Source organism: Dyella sp. (assembly GCF_036384435.1).
Taxonomy (GTDB): domain Bacteria; phylum Pseudomonadota; class Gammaproteobacteria; order Xanthomonadales; family Rhodanobacteraceae; genus GSA-30.
Genome location: NZ_DASVMI010000080.1, coordinates 64,119 through 80,150 on the forward strand (window position 1 = coordinate 64,119; position 16,032 = coordinate 80,150).

General features: G+C 59.6%; 16 protein-coding genes. 13 read left to right on the top strand and 3 right to left on the bottom strand.

Features of this window, described 5'->3' with window-relative positions:
* Positions 1–8: 8 nt before the first annotated feature.
* The gene (locus tag VF436_RS07690) at positions 9–893 is read right to left on the bottom strand and encodes a LysR substrate-binding domain-containing protein (protein ID WP_330903415.1); all 885 of its coding nucleotides are present in this window, start codon (positions 891–893) and stop codon (positions 9–11) included.
* 17 nt (positions 894–910) lie between these two features.
* Here VF436_RS07690 and VF436_RS07695 point away from each other — a divergent pair, with 17 nt between their 5' ends.
* From VF436_RS07695 to VF436_RS07705, 3 genes are read left to right on the top strand one after another with little or no spacing between them, the layout of a single operon-like run.
* Entirely contained in the window at positions 911–1,603 is a 693-nt protein-coding gene (locus VF436_RS07695; RefSeq protein WP_330903416.1) for a hypothetical protein, read from the top strand.
* The gene (locus VF436_RS07700; protein ID WP_330903417.1) at positions 1,596–1,922 is read left to right on the top strand and encodes a hypothetical protein; all 327 of its coding nucleotides are present in this window, start codon (positions 1,596–1,598) and stop codon (positions 1,920–1,922) included. Before VF436_RS07695 ends, VF436_RS07700 begins: the two co-directional genes overlap by 8 nt.
* Positions 1,909–2,781, top strand: coding sequence for an MBL fold metallo-hydrolase (locus VF436_RS07705; RefSeq protein WP_330903418.1), 873 nt, complete (start codon positions 1,909–1,911; stop codon positions 2,779–2,781). Before VF436_RS07700 ends, VF436_RS07705 begins: the two co-directional genes overlap by 14 nt.
* A gap of 49 nt (positions 2,782–2,830) precedes the next feature.
* On the opposite strand, the gene VF436_RS07710 is transcribed toward VF436_RS07705, so the two are convergent.
* A complete protein-coding gene (locus VF436_RS07710) occupies positions 2,831–3,724 on the bottom strand; it encodes an SDR family oxidoreductase (RefSeq protein WP_330903419.1) in 894 nt (297 codons plus the stop codon).
* Positions 3,725–3,802: 78 nt separating this feature from the next.
* On the opposite strand from VF436_RS07710, the gene VF436_RS07715 reads away from it, so the two are divergent.
* Entirely contained in the window at positions 3,803–4,369 is a 567-nt protein-coding gene (locus VF436_RS07715) for a TetR family transcriptional regulator (protein WP_330903420.1), read from the top strand.
* A 10-nt stretch (positions 4,370–4,379) separates the two neighbouring features.
* Here the strand turns inward: VF436_RS07715 and VF436_RS07720 are convergent, their stop codons facing one another.
* Positions 4,380–5,285, bottom strand: coding sequence for an AraC family transcriptional regulator (locus VF436_RS07720; RefSeq protein ID WP_330903421.1), 906 nt, complete (start codon positions 5,283–5,285; stop codon positions 4,380–4,382).
* Between the two features lie 162 nt (positions 5,286–5,447).
* Here VF436_RS07720 and VF436_RS07725 point away from each other — a divergent pair, with 162 nt between their 5' ends.
* From VF436_RS07725 to VF436_RS07765, 9 genes are all read left to right on the top strand, one after another.
* Positions 5,448–6,203: an SDR family NAD(P)-dependent oxidoreductase gene (locus VF436_RS07725; RefSeq protein WP_343215405.1), complete on the top strand. Its 756-nt coding sequence runs from the start codon at positions 5,448–5,450 to the stop codon at positions 6,201–6,203.
* Positions 6,204–6,618: 415 nt separating this feature from the next.
* Positions 6,619–8,460: a DUF262 domain-containing protein gene (locus VF436_RS07730; RefSeq protein WP_330903422.1), complete on the top strand. Its 1,842-nt coding sequence runs from the start codon at positions 6,619–6,621 to the stop codon at positions 8,458–8,460.
* Between the two features lie 424 nt (positions 8,461–8,884).
* Entirely contained in the window at positions 8,885–9,619 is a 735-nt protein-coding gene (locus VF436_RS07735; protein ID WP_330903435.1) for an SDR family oxidoreductase, read from the top strand.
* Between the two features lie 88 nt (positions 9,620–9,707).
* Positions 9,708–10,634 carry a LysR family transcriptional regulator gene (locus VF436_RS07740; RefSeq protein WP_330903423.1) on the top strand — a complete coding sequence of 309 codons (927 nt, stop codon included), beginning with the start codon at positions 9,708–9,710 and terminating at the stop codon, positions 10,632–10,634.
* A 152-nt stretch (positions 10,635–10,786) separates the two neighbouring features.
* Positions 10,787–12,892 carry an FUSC family protein gene (locus VF436_RS07745; RefSeq protein ID WP_330903424.1) on the top strand — a complete coding sequence of 702 codons (2,106 nt, stop codon included), beginning with the start codon at positions 10,787–10,789 and terminating at the stop codon, positions 12,890–12,892.
* Positions 12,882–13,076, top strand: a complete 195-nt coding sequence (locus VF436_RS07750; protein WP_330903425.1) for a DUF1656 domain-containing protein — start codon at positions 12,882–12,884, stop codon at positions 13,074–13,076. Before VF436_RS07745 ends, VF436_RS07750 begins: the two co-directional genes overlap by 11 nt.
* A 37-nt stretch (positions 13,077–13,113) precedes the next feature.
* Entirely contained in the window at positions 13,114–13,998 is an 885-nt protein-coding gene (locus VF436_RS07755) for an efflux RND transporter periplasmic adaptor subunit (protein ID WP_330903426.1), read from the top strand.
* Between the two features lie 9 nt (positions 13,999–14,007).
* The gene (locus tag VF436_RS07760) at positions 14,008–15,519 is read left to right on the top strand and encodes an efflux transporter outer membrane subunit (protein WP_330903427.1); all 1,512 of its coding nucleotides are present in this window, start codon (positions 14,008–14,010) and stop codon (positions 15,517–15,519) included.
* Between the two features lie 35 nt (positions 15,520–15,554).
* Positions 15,555–15,959: a hypothetical protein gene (locus VF436_RS07765; protein WP_330903428.1), complete on the top strand. Its 405-nt coding sequence runs from the start codon at positions 15,555–15,557 to the stop codon at positions 15,957–15,959.
* Positions 15,960–16,032: the final 73 nt, after the last annotated feature.

Here is a 16,032-nt window from a genome sequence, read left to right on the forward strand (position 1 = left end):
CTTGATGTTCAATTCTTTGCCGCTTCCAGCAGCCACCGGGTGAATGCCTGAATAGGTTCACGGCTTAAACCCATGGGCTCGGGCAGGACGAGGCAGAATGCCTTGGAAATGGTCTTGCCCTCAGGCCAGGGAGCAGCCAGTCGGCCTTGCGCCAGTTCGGTTTCGACGTAGACGCGTGGCACCAGGGCGACGCCCAGGCCCGCCAAGGCGGCTTCGATCAGCATCGCGTGGAGGTCGTAGCGTGCGCCCATGGCCGGGTTGGTCAGCGCCAGGCCGGTTTCCTGGGCGTAACGCGGCCATGCATCGGGGTTTTGCCGGCGATGAAGCCGTGGCAGGGCGTCCAGCGACATGGCCTTTCTGCCTTTCTTGAGAAGTCCGGGATGGCACACCGGCACCAGCACTTCATTCAATAGATGATGCGTGTGCATGCCGGCCCATGCCGGGTGCTCGAAATGGATGGCGGCATCGAAACCACTCCCTGCCAGGACGAAGGGTTCCAGGCGTTCGGCCAGGTGCAAGGTGATGTGGGGATGCCTGCGTTGAAACTCAGGCAGGCGTGGAATGAGCCATCGCATCGCGAACGTCGGAACAATCGCAATGTCGAGACTGGCGCTGTCGTTGGGTTGCCCCATCAGATACTGGCTGTCCCGATCCAGCCGGTCTAGCAGCTCGCGGACTTGGGTAGCGTAGCGTTCTCCATGCGCAAGCAAGCGAACGCGATTTCCGACTCGCTCGAACAGTGTGACGCCTAAGAACCCTTCCAACCTGCCGATCTGGCGGCTGATGGCTCCTTCAGTCAGGGAAAGTTCGTCCGCGGCGCGGGCGAAACTGCCGTGGCGGGCCGCGGCCTCGAATGCCATCAGGGCGGAGTTACTGGGGATTTTGCGACGCATGATTGTCTGGCTCGGGCTTGCTACCGCTCACCTTGATTTTTTGTCAAGGAAGGATACCGAAAAATCGATTTTTCTGCGTATATCGGACACCTATCATGAGGGAATATCAACTTGAGGAGATCGGAAGCGTCCCTTCCATCGTGAGAAACCCGATGATCTATACCGTCGAATGCAGCTTTACCGATCCTGCCAGCGAAGCACAGTGGAACGACTTTTATAGCTTTGAGAAATTGCCAGCGCTCATATCGGTCACTGGATTCCACACCTCGCAGCGCTTCAAGGCCATCAATGCCGGGTGTCCGGTCTACCTCGCCATGCATTCGATCGACGGTCTGGACGTGTTGCAGGGAGAGGAATATCGGCGCAAGGGCGGCGGAAATTTTGCGCGCTGGCAGCAATACATCACCGATTGGCATCGCAATCTTTATGGCGGCCTTGATCGTGCACCGGCGGTGGGACCAGGCCAATATCTGGTCATCAGTGCGATTGGCCCCGAGCCCCTTGCCGATATGGGATTGGTGGCTCATTCGATGCACGCCGTAGCCATGGAGAAGTTCCCCGAGCATCGGTGGCTGGGGAAGTGGGACGGTCCCATCTCGCCGGAGGCGATATCGCTGCCGGGGGGCATTCACCTCTACGAGCCGATGACCGCACAACTGGTGAGTGGCAGCGCGGAGTCGGCTATGTCATGGCAAAACCGTCATGCCTAACCTGACGATGTTCATTCCGTCCGATACGATGCCATCCGACGAGGCGCTCGCGCGGCTTACGGCCCGTTGCACCCAGCTATGCCTGGATATCCTCAAGGCTGCCCTTGGCAATGTGCACATCATCTATGTTCCGGTCAGGCATGGACGTGGGCATCGGGTATTTGCGGAAATCAGGTATCGCCTTGAGCCGTCGAGAACACCTGCCATCATGGATGCCTTCATGGAAGAACTCGACAACGCCATACAGAGCGATACGGGGCTGGTCGCACGCATACGCTGCTTCGGCTATGCGGCATCAGCGATCCATGCTCGCCATTGATCATCAGGGCATTGCGATGATGAAAGATCTGATATTTCCAAGCCAGCAGATAGGCGACTTCTCGATCACGGCGATCAGCGATGGCTATCTTTCCGCAAGCCTGAATCTGCTTGCCCCGATCGATCCGGCCCAGGCATACCGCATGCAGCAGGAGGCTGGCGTAAGCGACCCTTCATCGATCCACATCAACAGCTATCTGGTTCGTGGTCGTGACCGCACGATCCTGATCGATGCGGGAGCTGGAGGGTTCAAGCAATGGGGCGGCCGTTTGATCGCCAATCTTGCCCTCGCGGGCGTGCAGCCTGCCGACATCGATACGATTGTGCTGACGCATGCGCATCCCGACCATATCGGCGGACTGGTCGATGCATCGGGAGACGCCACCTTTCCACAGGCCGAGTTGATCGTGCATAAGCGGGAGGTTGCGTTCTGGGAAGATGACGGCCATCTCGGTCGCGCAAGCGAGCGTGCGCGTGGAAATTTCCTGTTTGCCCGGAACGTGTTCGAAAAGTATCGAGACAGAACGCGGCTATTCTGCGGGCACGATGTGTTGCCGGGCATCGCGGCCATGCCATTGCCGGGTCACACGGCGGGTCACTGTGGTTATCGAATCGAGTCGCAAGGGCATAGCGTGCTGGTCTGGGGCGACATCGTGCACTTTCCGCAGATCCAGGTAGCTCGCCCTGAGGTATCCATTGCATTCGACCAGGATCCAGTGCTTGCCGCATCCACTCGATCGCGATTGCTGGACGTGGTGAGCACGGATGAACTGCTGATCGCAGGGATGCACCTGGGCGAACTCGGTTTTGCGCGAATCAGGCGGGCAGGGGCTGCATACGATATCTGTTACGAGGCTTGATGGTGGCCCGGGCGAGGAAGGCCCGCGCCATGCGGGCCTTCTCACGCGGTCAGTTTCCCGGGTAGTGTCCGGCGGCGATGTCTTCCATTAGCGTCGCATGCGTGGGCGTCCAATCCAGTTGCGCGCGGGTGATGGCGCTGGACGCCGGGGCATCGGCACTGAAGAACATGTTCATCCAGCCAAAGTGGGCTTGTCCCTGTTCGGCGGGTATCGATTCGACCGTCACACCAAGGAATTGCCCCAGTGCCGCGGCGATGTCGCGCGTGGCGATGCCTTCTTCGTCGATGGCGTGCAGCACGCTACCCGGTGCGGCGCTTTCGATTGCCAGTTGCACCAGCTTGCCGGCATCGAGGCGATTCACGGCCGGCCAGCGGTTGCGGCCTTCGCCGATATAGGCCGACACGCCTTTTTCGCGCGCGATGCGGGCCAGCGCGGCCACAAAGCCATGATCGCCACCGGCGCCGTGCACGGTGGGGGCAAAACGCATCACCATCGAGCGAATGCCGCGATCGGCCAGGCCCAGCGTATAGGCCGCGTTGGCGGCTCGCGGATGGATGCCAGCTTGTGGCATGTCCTGTTCGGTACCTACGCGACCGGGCGCAAGGCCGACCGTGCCGGAGGCGATCATCAACGGGCCGCCCGTGCCTTGCAGCGCCTCGGCGAATACGTCGATCGCCGCGCGGTCGGTCTGAGCCGCCGCAGCCATCTGCGAAAAATCATGGTTATAGCCCATGTGCACCACGCCTTCGGCCTGCGCGACGGCGCTGCGCAGGCTGGCGAGGTCGTCCAGGCTGCCGCGCACGACCTCGGCGCCGAGTTTGGCGATCTTGGCCGCCGACTCGTCGTTTCGTGCCAGACCCAGTACGTGGTGCCCTGCGGAGATGAGTTCCCTGGCGCTGGCTGAGCCGATCCAGCCTGAGGCGCCGGTGACGAGAATACGCATGGTGACTCCAGTGATGTCATTGTGTGACATCAGTATAGACTTATGATGTCACTTTGTGTCAACACACTGAGAGATGCCATGGGTCGTTGGGAACCCGATGCTGAGAGCCGCTTCCGTGCCGCGGCGCTGGAATTGTTCGGGGAGATTGGCTACGAGCAGACCACGGTGGCAGCCATCGCCGAACGCGCGGGGCTGACATCGCGCACGTTTTTTCGTTACTTCACCGACAAGCGCGAAGTGCTCTTCAACGGCTCCGAGCGGCTTCAACAGATCATGGTCAATGCGTTGACCCAGGCGCCATCCGACGCCTCGGTTGCCGAGGCCATCGAGGCCGCCTTGATCAGCGCTGGCAGTTTCTTCGAGGAGGCGCTGCGTCCGTTCGCGCGCTTGCGCAGCTCGGTAATCCTGGCCAATACGGAACTACGTGAGCGCGAACTGATCAAGATGGCCACACTGGCATCGGCATTGGCACAGGCCCTGCGCGCGCGAGGCGCGGACGAGTCGGATGCCAGCCTTGCCGCCGAGGCCGGCATCGTCGTTTTCCGAATTGCCTTTCTGCAATGGGTCAGCGAATCGGAGCAGGGTGACTACGCCCAGATCGTGAAGGATTCGCTCGCTCGACTCAGAGTGCTGACCGCGCGTTGACCGATGCCTTTCAGAAAGCGCCCTGAGCCTTGGTGCCGATAGTTCCTCGCGCTGCGTTCGCATCCTTGCCCGGTGGCAGGCCGAACATTCGCCGGTATTCACGCGTGAATTGCTGCACGCTTTCGTAGCCTACGGCAAAAGCGGCGCTGCTGGCGGAACTGCCTTCCGAGGTCATCAGCCGGCGGGCCTCGATGAGGCGCAACTGCTTCTGGAATTGCAGGGGTGACAGTGATGTCAGTGCGCGGAAATGCTGGTAAAACGAAGAAGCGCTCATGCCGGCTGCCGCCGCCAGGCGTTCGATCGGGAGCGAATGCGCGAACTCGGTGCGCAGCAAGGCAACTGCGCGTGCCACGCGCTGGGCATGGCACTCCGGCCAGCCAAGCTGGCGAATGACCGGGCCGTGCTTGCCGACCAGCAGCCAGTAGTGCATTTCACGGATCAGCGGTGCTTGAAGCACGGGCAGTGCAGAGGGGCGCTCGACCAGACGCATCAGGCGCAGCGCAGCATCGGCCACTTCGGTGTCGGATGGTTCCACACGCACAGGGGAGCCTTGCAACACGGGCCCAAGCTTCATTTCGGCGGCGAGATCCGCGATGGCGATCTGGTCCAGATCCAGCACCAGGGAGAAGTACGGCTCGCCCGCGCTGGCCCGTGTGATCTGGCTGACCGTGGGCACGTCGGCCGTAATCAGCAGTGAGTCTCCCGCACTGAAATCGAATGTCTCCTTGCCCATCGTCACCCGCTTGCCTCCCTGTAAGACGAGGCATGCGAGCGGACGCGAGATCGCATAGTCGATGGCGCTTGGCGTGGTAGCCCGAATGGTCGTCAGGCCCGGGATGGGGGTTTGTGCCATTCCGTCGGAGCCGGCATAGGCCTCGGCGTAGCGACGTACCGCGTCAAGCAATGTGTCGTTCATGGCTGGATATCACGATTTTTCCACCTGTTCATCGTAGAAGGTTCAAGCGCGTATGGATATCAACTTTGGAGAAAAAGGCCAGCAATGACGAGATTCAGGCAAAGGTCGCCCAGATCCCACGCACCAGAATGGACGCCTGTTTCCATCCGCAAGGAGTTGTCCATGAGCACGATTTCCCTCGTCACCGGCTCCAGTCGTGGCCTTGGCCGCGCCACAGCCCATTCCATCGCCCGTAAGGGGGGCGACGTCATCATCACCTATCAAAGCCGCGAAGCGGATGCCATGTCGGTCGTCGCCGACATTCAGAAGTTGGGTCGCAAGGCGGTTGCCTTGCCGCTGAATACCGCCGACGTATCCACGTTTGCCACCTTCGCCGAACGATTGGAATCCGTGTTGAACCAAGTGTGGGCACGCGACAGCTTCGACCATCTGGTCAATAACGCCGGTCATGGCGAGGTGGCGCCTATTGCCGATATGACTGAGGCAGCATTCGACAAGCTGGTCGACGTGCACTTCAAAGGCGTGTTCTTTCTCACGCAGAAGCTGCTGCCACTGCTGGCCGATGGCGGGCGCATCGTCAATCTTTCCACCGGTCTGACGCGAGTATCGGCAGAGGGTTGGTCAGCCTATGCCGCCGTCAAGGGCGCGATCGAAGTGCTCACCGTTTACATGGCCAAGGAGTTCGGTCATCGCAAGATCGCGGTCAATGCGGTGGCGCCAGGCGCCATCGAGACCGATTTCTTCGGCGGGGCCGTACGTGATACCCCGGAGTTTAATCAATTCTTCGCAGGCATGACCGCCCTGGGCCGCGTTGGCGTGGTGGACGATATCGGTCCAATGATCGCCGGCCTGTTGTCCGAGGACAATCGCTGGGTGAATGCGCAACGCATCGAGGTGTCGGGTGGGCAGGGGATTTGACTGCGTGATTGTCGTAACTTATTGATTTGAATCCAAGATTCGATTTGTTTGCTAAGTTCGCCCTGGCGTCTACCGGGGCGACAAACTAAAGCGATCGTCGTGACGGCAGCCAGGCGTCACGGGTTCGCATGGCGATTCCATGTCAATACTGACAAACGGCGTGCGAGGTATACCAGGACGTTTGGCTTTTGCGGGAATGGCGGCTATAACGCAATCCGGTTATTTACATTTATGCTAGGCATTGATTCAAATGCCAAGGCCATAAAAGCTACTGCGGTGACGCTGGGGCGTGCGGTGTTTCGATCCCGGACGTCCTTTGAGACTGAGTAGCATGGGTCCTGAGCATCGCTATTGGCTCGTTCTATGGAATGGCCAAGATCGCAGCATAGACAGACAAAACAGGATTGATATTGGCATGGCTCGCATCGAGAACCACAAGTACACCATTGAAGAGGCCTTCCGTGAGTGCTTTTATATCGTGCCGGACTACCAGCGTGAGTATGTGTGGAAAGACAAGGAGGTTCAGCAGCTGCTTGAGGATATCAACGAGCAGATCGATACGGGGACAACACGGGAATACTTCATCGGCACCGTGCTTGTATCACCGATCGGCCAGAAGAGTCATTACGAAGTCATCGATGGTCAGCAACGTTTGACGACGTTTTTCCTGCTGCTATGTGCGTTGAAGCATATGTTTCGGGGGGAATCGCAGTGGCAAACAGTCGCTGGTCTTATCTCGACAAGCTATACGGATGCGGAGGGTGAGACGCGAACAAGCCTTAAACTTGAGCCTCGCTATGAAAATGCCGGCGAAGTCATCGGCAAACTGGTTGAACTCGACGCCGATCCACAAGCGGTAAGAGCCGGCATTCAATCCTCAGGGATTGCCAGTTTTGGGTCGCTTGAGAACCTGATCAGCGCCTATGGTACGGTGTATCGCTATCTTCAAGACAACTACGAAAGTCCTGCCAGGCTAAAGAAATATTGGGGCTATTTGGCCAATAACGTGGTTTTTATCCAGATCTCAACGGATGTCAGTAGTGCCTTGAAGATCTTCGAAACCATCAATGAGAGAGGTGTCGGCCTCAATCCGATGGATCTACTGAAAAATCTGCTCTTCACGCAGGTGCAGCAGTTGCAATTCAATCAGCTCAAGGATGAGTGGAAAAAAATCACCAAGCCACTGGAGAAAGCCAAGGAAAAGCCGCTGCGTTTCTTGCGTTATTTCCTGATGGCTAACTATGTCATCAAGAATGAAAGAGGTGACGCGGTGGTGCGTGAGGATGAAATCTACGACTGGTTCAAGGACAAAGGGAATGCCGCACTATGTGACTACGCAGGCAAGCCATTCGAATTTGTCCGCAAGGTTATTCGTAATGTCGATCATTATCTGGCGTTTGCCGCTGGCCTGGGGAACGACGGCAAGCCCAATCTCGCGATGGATAATCTCAAACGGCTGACAGGTGGTGCGTTCAGTTTGCACTATGTTTTGCTTCTGGCCGCTTCGGGATTACCTAAACCTTTGTTCGATCACTTCGTGTCGCAGTTGGAAAGCTTTCTCTTCTACTACATTTTTACCAAGACGCCGACCAAGGATCTAGAACGCAACTTCTCACTATGGTCGGATGAGTTGAGAGGGATAGTGGGGGAGGCGGATCCCGCCATGCAAAAAAATCAGCTGAACGCCTTCATTAATGATCGCTTTGCTACCAACATGGCAGGGAAGTCGCAGGAGTTGGTAGATGCTTTACGGCGTTTTACGCTGTACTCGATGCAACAGTATCGAAGCCGGTACTTGCTCGCTAAGTTAACGCAATACGTCGAAACGCAATTCAACGGTTCGAAAGCGTCAGTAAGCCTCGAGTTATTCAGCAAGCTGGATATTGAGCATATCCTCCCGGATACCCCGTCGGCTGAGTTGCGCGATGCATGGAACGCCGAGAATCCAGGTGCCTCGTATGTCGATTACAAAAGTCGATTGGGGAATCTGACGTTGCTGGAAAAGCCCATCAATATCGTGGCAAGTAACGATTTCTATGCCGCAAAAAAGGTTGAATATCGCAAGAGTGCCAATTATTTGACCCGTAGCCTGGTTGAATTGACTCATGTCGGACAGAATACTTCAATCTCCAGAATAAACCAGAAGCTGAGGGCCTTCCCGGTGTGGAATGCCAAATCGATAGAAGATCGCCACCAAATGCTGATCGCCTTGGCGCTTGATGTCTGGAAGACTTCGAGTGTGGCTGTAGATAGATAGCTGAGTGCGTTGATCAAATGCTTGCGAGATGCTTCTACGTCCCCGGTAGTCGGTGGCTCAGTGGGCCAGGATGCTTACCGATGCGAGCACGTTGCAGCGAGGGGCGTAAGTTCATCGTCGCCCCTGGGCAGATCGAATGCGCAAAGGGCCCTTCGCATGGGGCTCTATATGATTCTGGTCGATCACCAGCAAGTGCCTGATATCTGGCGGGCAAGCCAGGTAAGATGATGTCGTACCAAGGCAGCGAGCCAACGCAGGCGCGAGCATTGCTCGCATGTAGCGTCTCCCGTCGATGTCGGTCATTTCCAAGGTCGATGTGTTCCTGTCGTCCAGGACTGGGATACTCCTGCGTCACGAACGTGGCGCTCGCCACTCACGCTTATTGGAGATTTGCACATTGAATACGTCATCGCCGACGCCTTTGATGCTTGTGACGGGTGGAAGTCGTGGCATCGGCGCCGCCACGGCGCGGCTCGCCGCCAGGCAGGGATACGATGTGGTGCTCAGCTACGTGTCCGATGAATCGTCTGCTCGTGCTGTTGTGGCGAACGTTGAAGCGACGGGCAGGCGAGCGTTGTCGGTGCGTGCCGATAGCGCCGATCCTGTGCAGATTGAGCGGTTGTTCGCGGTGATCGATCAGCATTTTGGGAGGATCGACGTGCTGGTGAACAATGCTGGGATTCTCGCGCAACAGTCGCGTCTGGAGGATCTCGGGTTCGAGCGCATGCAGCGTATTTTCGCGGTCAATGCGATCGGTCCTATGCTTTGCGCGCAACAGGCTGCCAAACGCATGTCTCATCGCCATGGCGGACGAGGCGGTTCGGTAGTCAATATTTCGTCCGGCGCGGCTCGCCTTGGCAGCCCGAATGAATATATCGATTACGCCGCATCAAAAGGCGCTCTGGAGACGTTCACCACGGGTTTTGCCAAGGAGGTGGCGCGCGAAGGGATACGCGTCAACTGTGTGCGTCCGGGGCATATCTATACGGATATGCACGCCAGTGGTGGTGAGCCGGGCCGGGTGGACCGCGTCAAAGATTCGGTTCCCATGGGACGAGGCGGTCAGGCCGAGGAGGTCGCGCAAGCGATTTTGTGGTTGGCAGGCCCCGAGGCTTCCTTTGTTACCGGCGCATTTCTGGACGTGACCGGCGGCCGGTGAGTCGCCGAGCCGCCGGTCCTGGAATTGCTTTGCAAGGCATATAGGGAAGATTACGATTCCATTTCACGCAATCAATGCGAGGCGCGCGATGGAGCATCCCGATCTCAACCTGCTGCTTGCCCTGGATGTATTGCTGGAAGAAGGTAGCGTGGTCGGTGCTGCGCGGCGCATGAATCTCAGTCCTCCCGCCATGAGTCGAACGCTGGGGCGCATCCGGGACGCATTGGGTGATCCGGTGTTTGTCCAGGCGGGGCGAAAGCTGGTGCCCACGCCGCGGGCGCTGGCCATGCGCGACCAGGTGCGGCTTGCCGTGCAGCAGGCGACCCAGGTGCTTACGCCAGCGGTCGACGTCGATCTCAAGTCGCTGGAGCGACGCTTCAATGTGCGCGCCAACGACGTATTCGTGGGGCTTCATTCGGGGCGGTTGTTGGAGGCGATGGCGGCGAGCATGCCGCGCGCGGTGTTGCGCTTCTCGCCCGAGCAGGATGATATAGACGATGAGGCTCTGCGCAGCGGGCGCATCGACCTGTTCATCAGCGCATCGCGCAAGCTGGGGCCGGAAATCCGCGTGCAGCCTCTTTTTACCAGCACTTTCGTTGGCATAGCCCGCGAGGATCACCCCATCTTCGCCGACGACATGACGCCGGAGCAGCTTACCCGCTGGGGACATATCAGTGTGTCGCGGCGAGGCAAGTCGTCGGGGCCAATCGATGCGGCGCTGGAATCGCTGGGACTGCGTCGACACGTGCCATTGGTCGTGTCCACGCCATACACGGCGCTGTTCGCGTTGCAGGATTCCGATCTGCTATTGCCTTTGCCTGAGCATCTTGCGCGTGATGCGTTGGCTGCCGGATTGCGCATTCGCCTGTTCGATCTGCCAGTGCCCCTGGAAACCGTGTTGCTCACCCAGGCCTGGCATCCGCGCTTCCAGGGCGATCCTGCGCATCAATGGCTGCGTCGCACGATCCGGGAACTATGCGCTTATGGGTTGCAGGACCGTCCGGCACACAGGTAGCCGATGATTCATGTGGCGGCTCCCCAAGAGGGTCGCCGACGCCCCGATCAGGCGTGCGTCAGACGCAATCATGGATTCCAATAAAGTCACTTTTCGCAACGAATGGCGCTGCCTACAGTGATGCTGGTCATCATGGGTAGAAAGGTCCATTTGTGCGTTCCACAACCGCGCCGCCGGCATCCACCGGCATCGCTTCAATCAAGGCCCGGCTTGTGCCGGGCATGGGCCGAGCACTTGCCCGGCTGGATATCACCTCGCCGCGAGCGATCTACGTCATGCGCGCCACAATGGCTGCATGGCTGGCCCTGACGGTCGCTTATCTGCTTGAACTTGAGACGCCGTATTCGGCGGCGACGACGGTGCTGCTGGTGATCCATCCCATCCAGGGAGCGGCGATTGGCAAGGGTGCGTGGCGCGTACTTGGTACCTTGGCAGGCATGCTGGCAGCCATCGTGCTGATGGCTGCATTCGCACAGACACCCTGGTTGTTCCTGCTTGCCTATGGATGCTGGCTCGGCGCCTGCGTGGCTGTCATGACGTTATTACGCCATTTTCGCGCCTCCGGTAGCGTGGTTGCCGGTTACACGATCGGTCTTGCGACGTTCGGCGCGCTCAAGCACCCGCAGCTCACCTTCGATCATGTGGTCGGGCGTGGTGCGACTGTGCTGATTGGCGTGGTCTGCATGGCGTTGGTGTTTGCGTTATCTGGCCGCCGCCATGTGCAGGACAAGTTGGAAGGCATGCTAAGGCGTCTGGCCGCTGCTACGGCAGCCAGTCTTGCCGTGGAACATGCTGCAACTCACGACGGTATACCCCCAGGAGATCGCGCGCGGCGTAGCCTAGTGGCCGAGCTCTACGGCATGGACGACTTGCTGGCGCTCGGCAAGGCGGAATCGCCCGACCTGGCGCATCGAGCCACGGCCGTGCGTCATGCGATGGCGTCGCTGTGTGCAGCCCTGGTAGGTGGCGCTCTCCCGTGGTCTACCCATGTCGGCCCCAATGGGCCGCTTGTCGAACTGCAGCCGATACTCAGGCAGGCATGGCATGACACCGAACAATGCCTGGCGCGCGGCACGTCGGAGCTGGGGTATGCGATGCAGACGCTGCAACAGGCTCGCGAACGATTGGTGGCTGTGCTGGGTGCCTTAGCGTTGGATCACACCGCGCAGGACGCGGCGGCGCTCACGGCCGGCGATCGCCTGGTGGAACAAATGGATGATTACCTGGCCGCGCTGCATGGCATGGCGACCTTGCAACGCGCGCTTCCGCGCAGCGCACCCACGGTCTACTTTCATCGAGATACGGCTGCGGCGTTGCAAAACGGATTGCGCGCCATGTTGACCCTGGTGCTGGCCGGGGCATTCTGGTTCATCACCGGCTGGCCGCACGGCGACATGATGCTGCTCTTGCTGGCGCCTTACTGCTCGTTGCTTGCGACTTCGGGTAATCCTGTCGCCGGGTCGGTCCAATTCGTGAAGGGTTCGATGGTCGGCGTGCCCATGGCCGGATTATGTGCCTTCGCGGTACTGCCGCATATCGTTGGCCTGCCGCTCCTGCTGGCGGTACTTGGGTTGTTCTGGTTGCCGGGTATCTGGGCGACCAGCCATCCCAAGTATGGTCTGGCGGGATTGGCTTACCTGGTGGGTTTCAACACCTTGACCGGTGCGACCAATCCCATGCATTACAACTTTGGACTGTTCCTGAACTGGTCGGTGGCCTGGATTGCGGCTACGTTGTTTGCGCTGCTGGGTTTTCGCGTATTGCTGCCGCGCGATGTTGCTCGCGACATCGCGCGTTTGCGCCTGCATATTCGCGATGATGCCATCGCGGTAGTGCGTGGTAGGCGCTCGAACGAGCGAGCCTGGCAACTTCGCCAGCAGCATCGCGTGGTGCAGCTCGTTGCCTTGCTCAAGGCAACGCCTGACGCGATGGATCAGGCGATTGGCGATGCATGGACGAGTCTCCATCTTGGACGTGAAGTATTCCGACTGCGTCGATGGATGCGCCAGGCAGAGTCTGCACGATTGACCAGGCCGGTCGTCATGGCATTGCGGGGCATGGCCCATCATGCAGATGTGCCGGCCAGGGCCGCGCTACACGCGCGTCGTGCCGTGCGGCAGCTTGGCGACATCACCGTTGAAAGGCCCAGGCTTGCCGCCGAGCGCCATCGTGCTGCTGCCGTACTGGCGGATATCGCCATGCTGCTCGAAAGGCGCGCCGACTATGTTTCTTTGCCGGGGCGAAAGCATGCTTCGTGAAATATCCGTGGCAGGTATCTTCCTGCCGCCGTTCTTTGTCTATGCCTGCGTTGCGCTGCCGTTGTTCCTTGGCCTGCGTGCTGTGCTCGCGCGCAGTGGCGTGCTGCGCTGGGTCTGGCATCCGGCGTTGTTCGAGTTCGCCATTTCCCTTTGCCTTGTCTGTGTACTGATTCTCTATGTCTAGCATCGCGCCCTTCTTGAAGCCCGCCATCAAGGCGATCTTGACTTTGCTCGCTTTGATTGCCGCAGTCGTGCTGGTATCCGAGCTATGGCGCGCCTATGTGCTTGCGCCATGGACGCGCGATGGGCGAGTCAGCGCACAGGTGGTGCGTATTGCTCCGGAGGTTGCAGGTACCGTGATCGAGGTGCCCGTGAACGACGATCAGTATGTCAAACGCGGCGACGTGCTTTATCGCATCGACCCATCGCGATATCAGCTCGCTGTCGATCAAGCCGAGGCGCAACTGGCCGGTGCTACCGCGACATTGATACAAAAACGCGATGATGCAAAGCGCCGCAAGGGCATGGATGACTTGGTGCCTGGCGAGGATATTCATCGTGCCAACCAGGCCGTTGCGCTGGCCCAGGCCGAGCAGCGTCATGCGCAGGCTACGCTGGATATGGCACGACTGGATCTGCGGCGCACCACGTTGCGAGCACCCGTCGACGGCTACGTGACGCACCTGCGCCTGCGCCGTGGTGACTATGCGCTGGCAGGGCGTGCGGATATCGCACTGCTGGATGCGCACAGTTTCTGGATTACCGGCTATTTCGAGGAGACCAAGTTGCATGGCATCCGACCCGGCGCCCCGGCGCAGGTGAGACTGATGGGCTTTGACACAACCTTGCACGCGCATGTGGCCAGCATCGGCCGTGGCATCACCGATACCAATGAGCAGCCCGATGCCCTGGGCTTGCCCAACGTCGAGCCGACCTTCAGTTGGGTCCGACTGGCACAGCGCATTCCCGTGCGTATCCAGATCGATGAAGTACCGGCCAACATCGTGCTTGCAGCGGGCATGACATGCAGCATCGAAGTAGGACAACCTGGGCACGACCCTGTGCCACAGGGTCGCCTTGTGGCGCTGCTGCACCGCTGGATGTAGGCCACGAACATGAGCCGTCTTCTCATTCGTATCGCCAGGATGCAAGTGTTCGCATGTGTTTCGTGGATGTCCGCGCTGTACCTGTCCGGTTGCACGGTGGTGGGGCCTGATTACCATCGGCCGCGCATTGATCTGCCTTCGTCATGGAGTGAGGCCGGCGGGCAGGGGGCAGGGATGGATCGCGCTCAACTGCAAGTGTGGTGGCGGGCTTTCAACGATCCGTTGCTTGATCGGTTAATCGATCAGGCATTGCTCAACAACCAGGATCTCGGCATGGCACTGGCGCGCTTGCAGCAGGCGCGTGCCGAGCGGATACAAAGCTCGTCGCGATGGGGGCCTACGGTCTCTATCGGTGGCGAAGGTGACAGCATGCGTTCCAGCCAGATGCTGGACTGGCCACCGGGAATAGGGCAATCGAGTACCTGGCGAACGGGCTTCGATGCCAGCTGGGAACTGGACATGTTTGGGGGTGCTCGACGTGAGCTTGAAGCAGCCGATGCCGATATCGCAGCACTCGCGGCCGACCGCCATGCCTTGCAGGTGAGCCTGCTCGCCGAGCTTGCGACCGATTACAGTGCGCTACGCACGGCGCAGGCGCGCCTGCTGATTGCCAATGACAATATTCGCAACCTGCGCGAGGGCGAAGCGCTGGCTGAGCGTGCATGGCGACGCGGCCTTGGCTCATCGGCGGAGTTGGCCCAGGCACGAGCCGAGCGCGAGGCCGCCCAGGCGCAGCCTCCGCTGCTGGAGGCCGATGTGCTGCGTTCGAGTCATGCCATCGGCGTGCTGGTCGGCGGATTTCCGGCCAGCTTGCGCGAGAAACTGACTGCGCCACACGCGGCGGTCATGACGGTTCCAGGTCTTCCCTCCTCGCTACCCTCTGAGATGATCGGCCAGCGCCCTGATTTGCTGGCCGATGAGCATCGCCTGGCTAGCGCGACCGCGCGAATCGGTGTGGCCCAGGCGCAGCGTCTGCCACACTTCAGTATTCCCGTAAGCTTTGGCACGACCGCCAGCCTTGTACACGATCTTTTCTCCGGTGCAAGTCTTGCCTGGTCGGCGGGCTTGCAGGCAAGCCAGTCTCTTTACGATGGCGGGCGCGCTCGTGCTGGCGTCAAGGTGGCGCAGGCACGAGCCCAGGCGGCGAGGCTGGCATATGAGCGCGACGTGCGACTGGCACTGCGTGACGTCGAGGATGCCTTGACGTCGCTCAACAGCGAACGGCAAAGGCAGGCGTCGTTGGTCGCGGCGGTGACGGACAGCCAAGCTGCACTCGATCGGACAACCCGGCTCTTTCGTGCAGGCCTCAGCGCCTATCTACCTGTGCTTGTTGCGCAGCGTACGGCCAATCAAGCACGTGACGCCTTGACGTTGAGCCAAGGCAACCAGGTACGGGGAGCCATTGCGCTCTACAAGGCATTGGGTGCCGGGTGGCGCGCCGATGAGCCTTTGGGATTCAACCGAGATTCTCCCCCGCAGAACCCATGGCCCGTTCGCCAAGCCGTGACGGTGGGGCCGTAGCTGTCCCGTGTACTTCATTTCCGAGGAGATATTCCATGAGCCTTGATCCGGCTGGTTTCATCATTCATGACGTGCGTGCGCTCCCCTACGTAGCCTTCAACCAGGCCGCTGTACAGCCAGGTTATGCCCAACAGTGGGAGGCCGAGATGGTCGCATTGCTCGAACATGGCGAGCCATTTGTCGTGGTTTACGATCAACTGCGTATCGAAGAGACGCACGACGATCGCAAGCACCGCGGCATCTGGCTCAAGCACAACAAGGGGCCACTGGCTCGCGTGTGCAAGGCGATGGTCAGCATCGAGCCGGATGAAGCGCGGCGTGACGCCGTGCGGAGCCAGGCCGACACGGCCGTCAAGGCGTTTGGCATTCCCCATGAGGCGGTCGCCAGTCGGGAAGAGGCTGTGCGGTTGGTGTATCGCCTGGTAGGGCACGCCAATTAGCGGTTATCGATGAATCCGGTCCGCCGGCATGTCGATAGCCATTGCGGCGCACGTAAGTACTTTGGTTGCTTTT

Excerpts from the sequence above, each read along its gene's own strand:
- VF436_RS07710 (WP_330903419.1), bottom strand. The coding sequence starts at position 3,724 with ATGCGTATTCTCGTCACCGGCGCCTCAGGCTGGATCGGCTCAGCCAGC.
- VF436_RS07715 (WP_330903420.1), top strand. The coding sequence starts at position 3,803 with ATGGGTCGTTGGGAACCCGATGCTGAGAGCCGCTTCCGTGCCGCGGCG.
- VF436_RS07740 (WP_330903423.1), top strand. The coding sequence starts at position 9,708 with ATGGAGCATCCCGATCTCAACCTGCTGCTTGCCCTGGATGTATTGCTG.
- VF436_RS07760 (WP_330903427.1), top strand. The coding sequence starts at position 14,008 with ATGAGCCGTCTTCTCATTCGTATCGCCAGGATGCAAGTGTTCGCATGT.
- VF436_RS07750 (WP_330903425.1), top strand. The coding sequence starts at position 12,882 with ATGCTTCGTGAAATATCCGTGGCAGGTATCTTCCTGCCGCCGTTCTTT.
- VF436_RS07705 (WP_330903418.1), top strand. The coding sequence starts at position 1,909 with ATGCTCGCCATTGATCATCAGGGCATTGCGATGATGAAAGATCTGATA.
- VF436_RS07730 (WP_330903422.1), top strand. The coding sequence starts at position 6,619 with ATGGCTCGCATCGAGAACCACAAGTACACCATTGAAGAGGCCTTCCGT.
- VF436_RS07765 (WP_330903428.1), top strand. The coding sequence starts at position 15,555 with ATGAGCCTTGATCCGGCTGGTTTCATCATTCATGACGTGCGTGCGCTC.
- VF436_RS07720 (WP_330903421.1), bottom strand. The coding sequence starts at position 5,285 with ATGAACGACACATTGCTTGACGCGGTACGTCGCTACGCCGAGGCCTAT.
- VF436_RS07725 (WP_343215405.1), top strand. The coding sequence starts at position 5,448 with ATGAGCACGATTTCCCTCGTCACCGGCTCCAGTCGTGGCCTTGGCCGC.
- VF436_RS07690 (WP_330903415.1), bottom strand. The coding sequence starts at position 893 with ATGCGTCGCAAAATCCCCAGTAACTCCGCCCTGATGGCATTCGAGGCC.
- VF436_RS07735 (WP_330903435.1), top strand. The coding sequence starts at position 8,885 with ATGCTTGTGACGGGTGGAAGTCGTGGCATCGGCGCCGCCACGGCGCGG.
- VF436_RS07700 (WP_330903417.1), top strand. The coding sequence starts at position 1,596 with ATGCCTAACCTGACGATGTTCATTCCGTCCGATACGATGCCATCCGAC.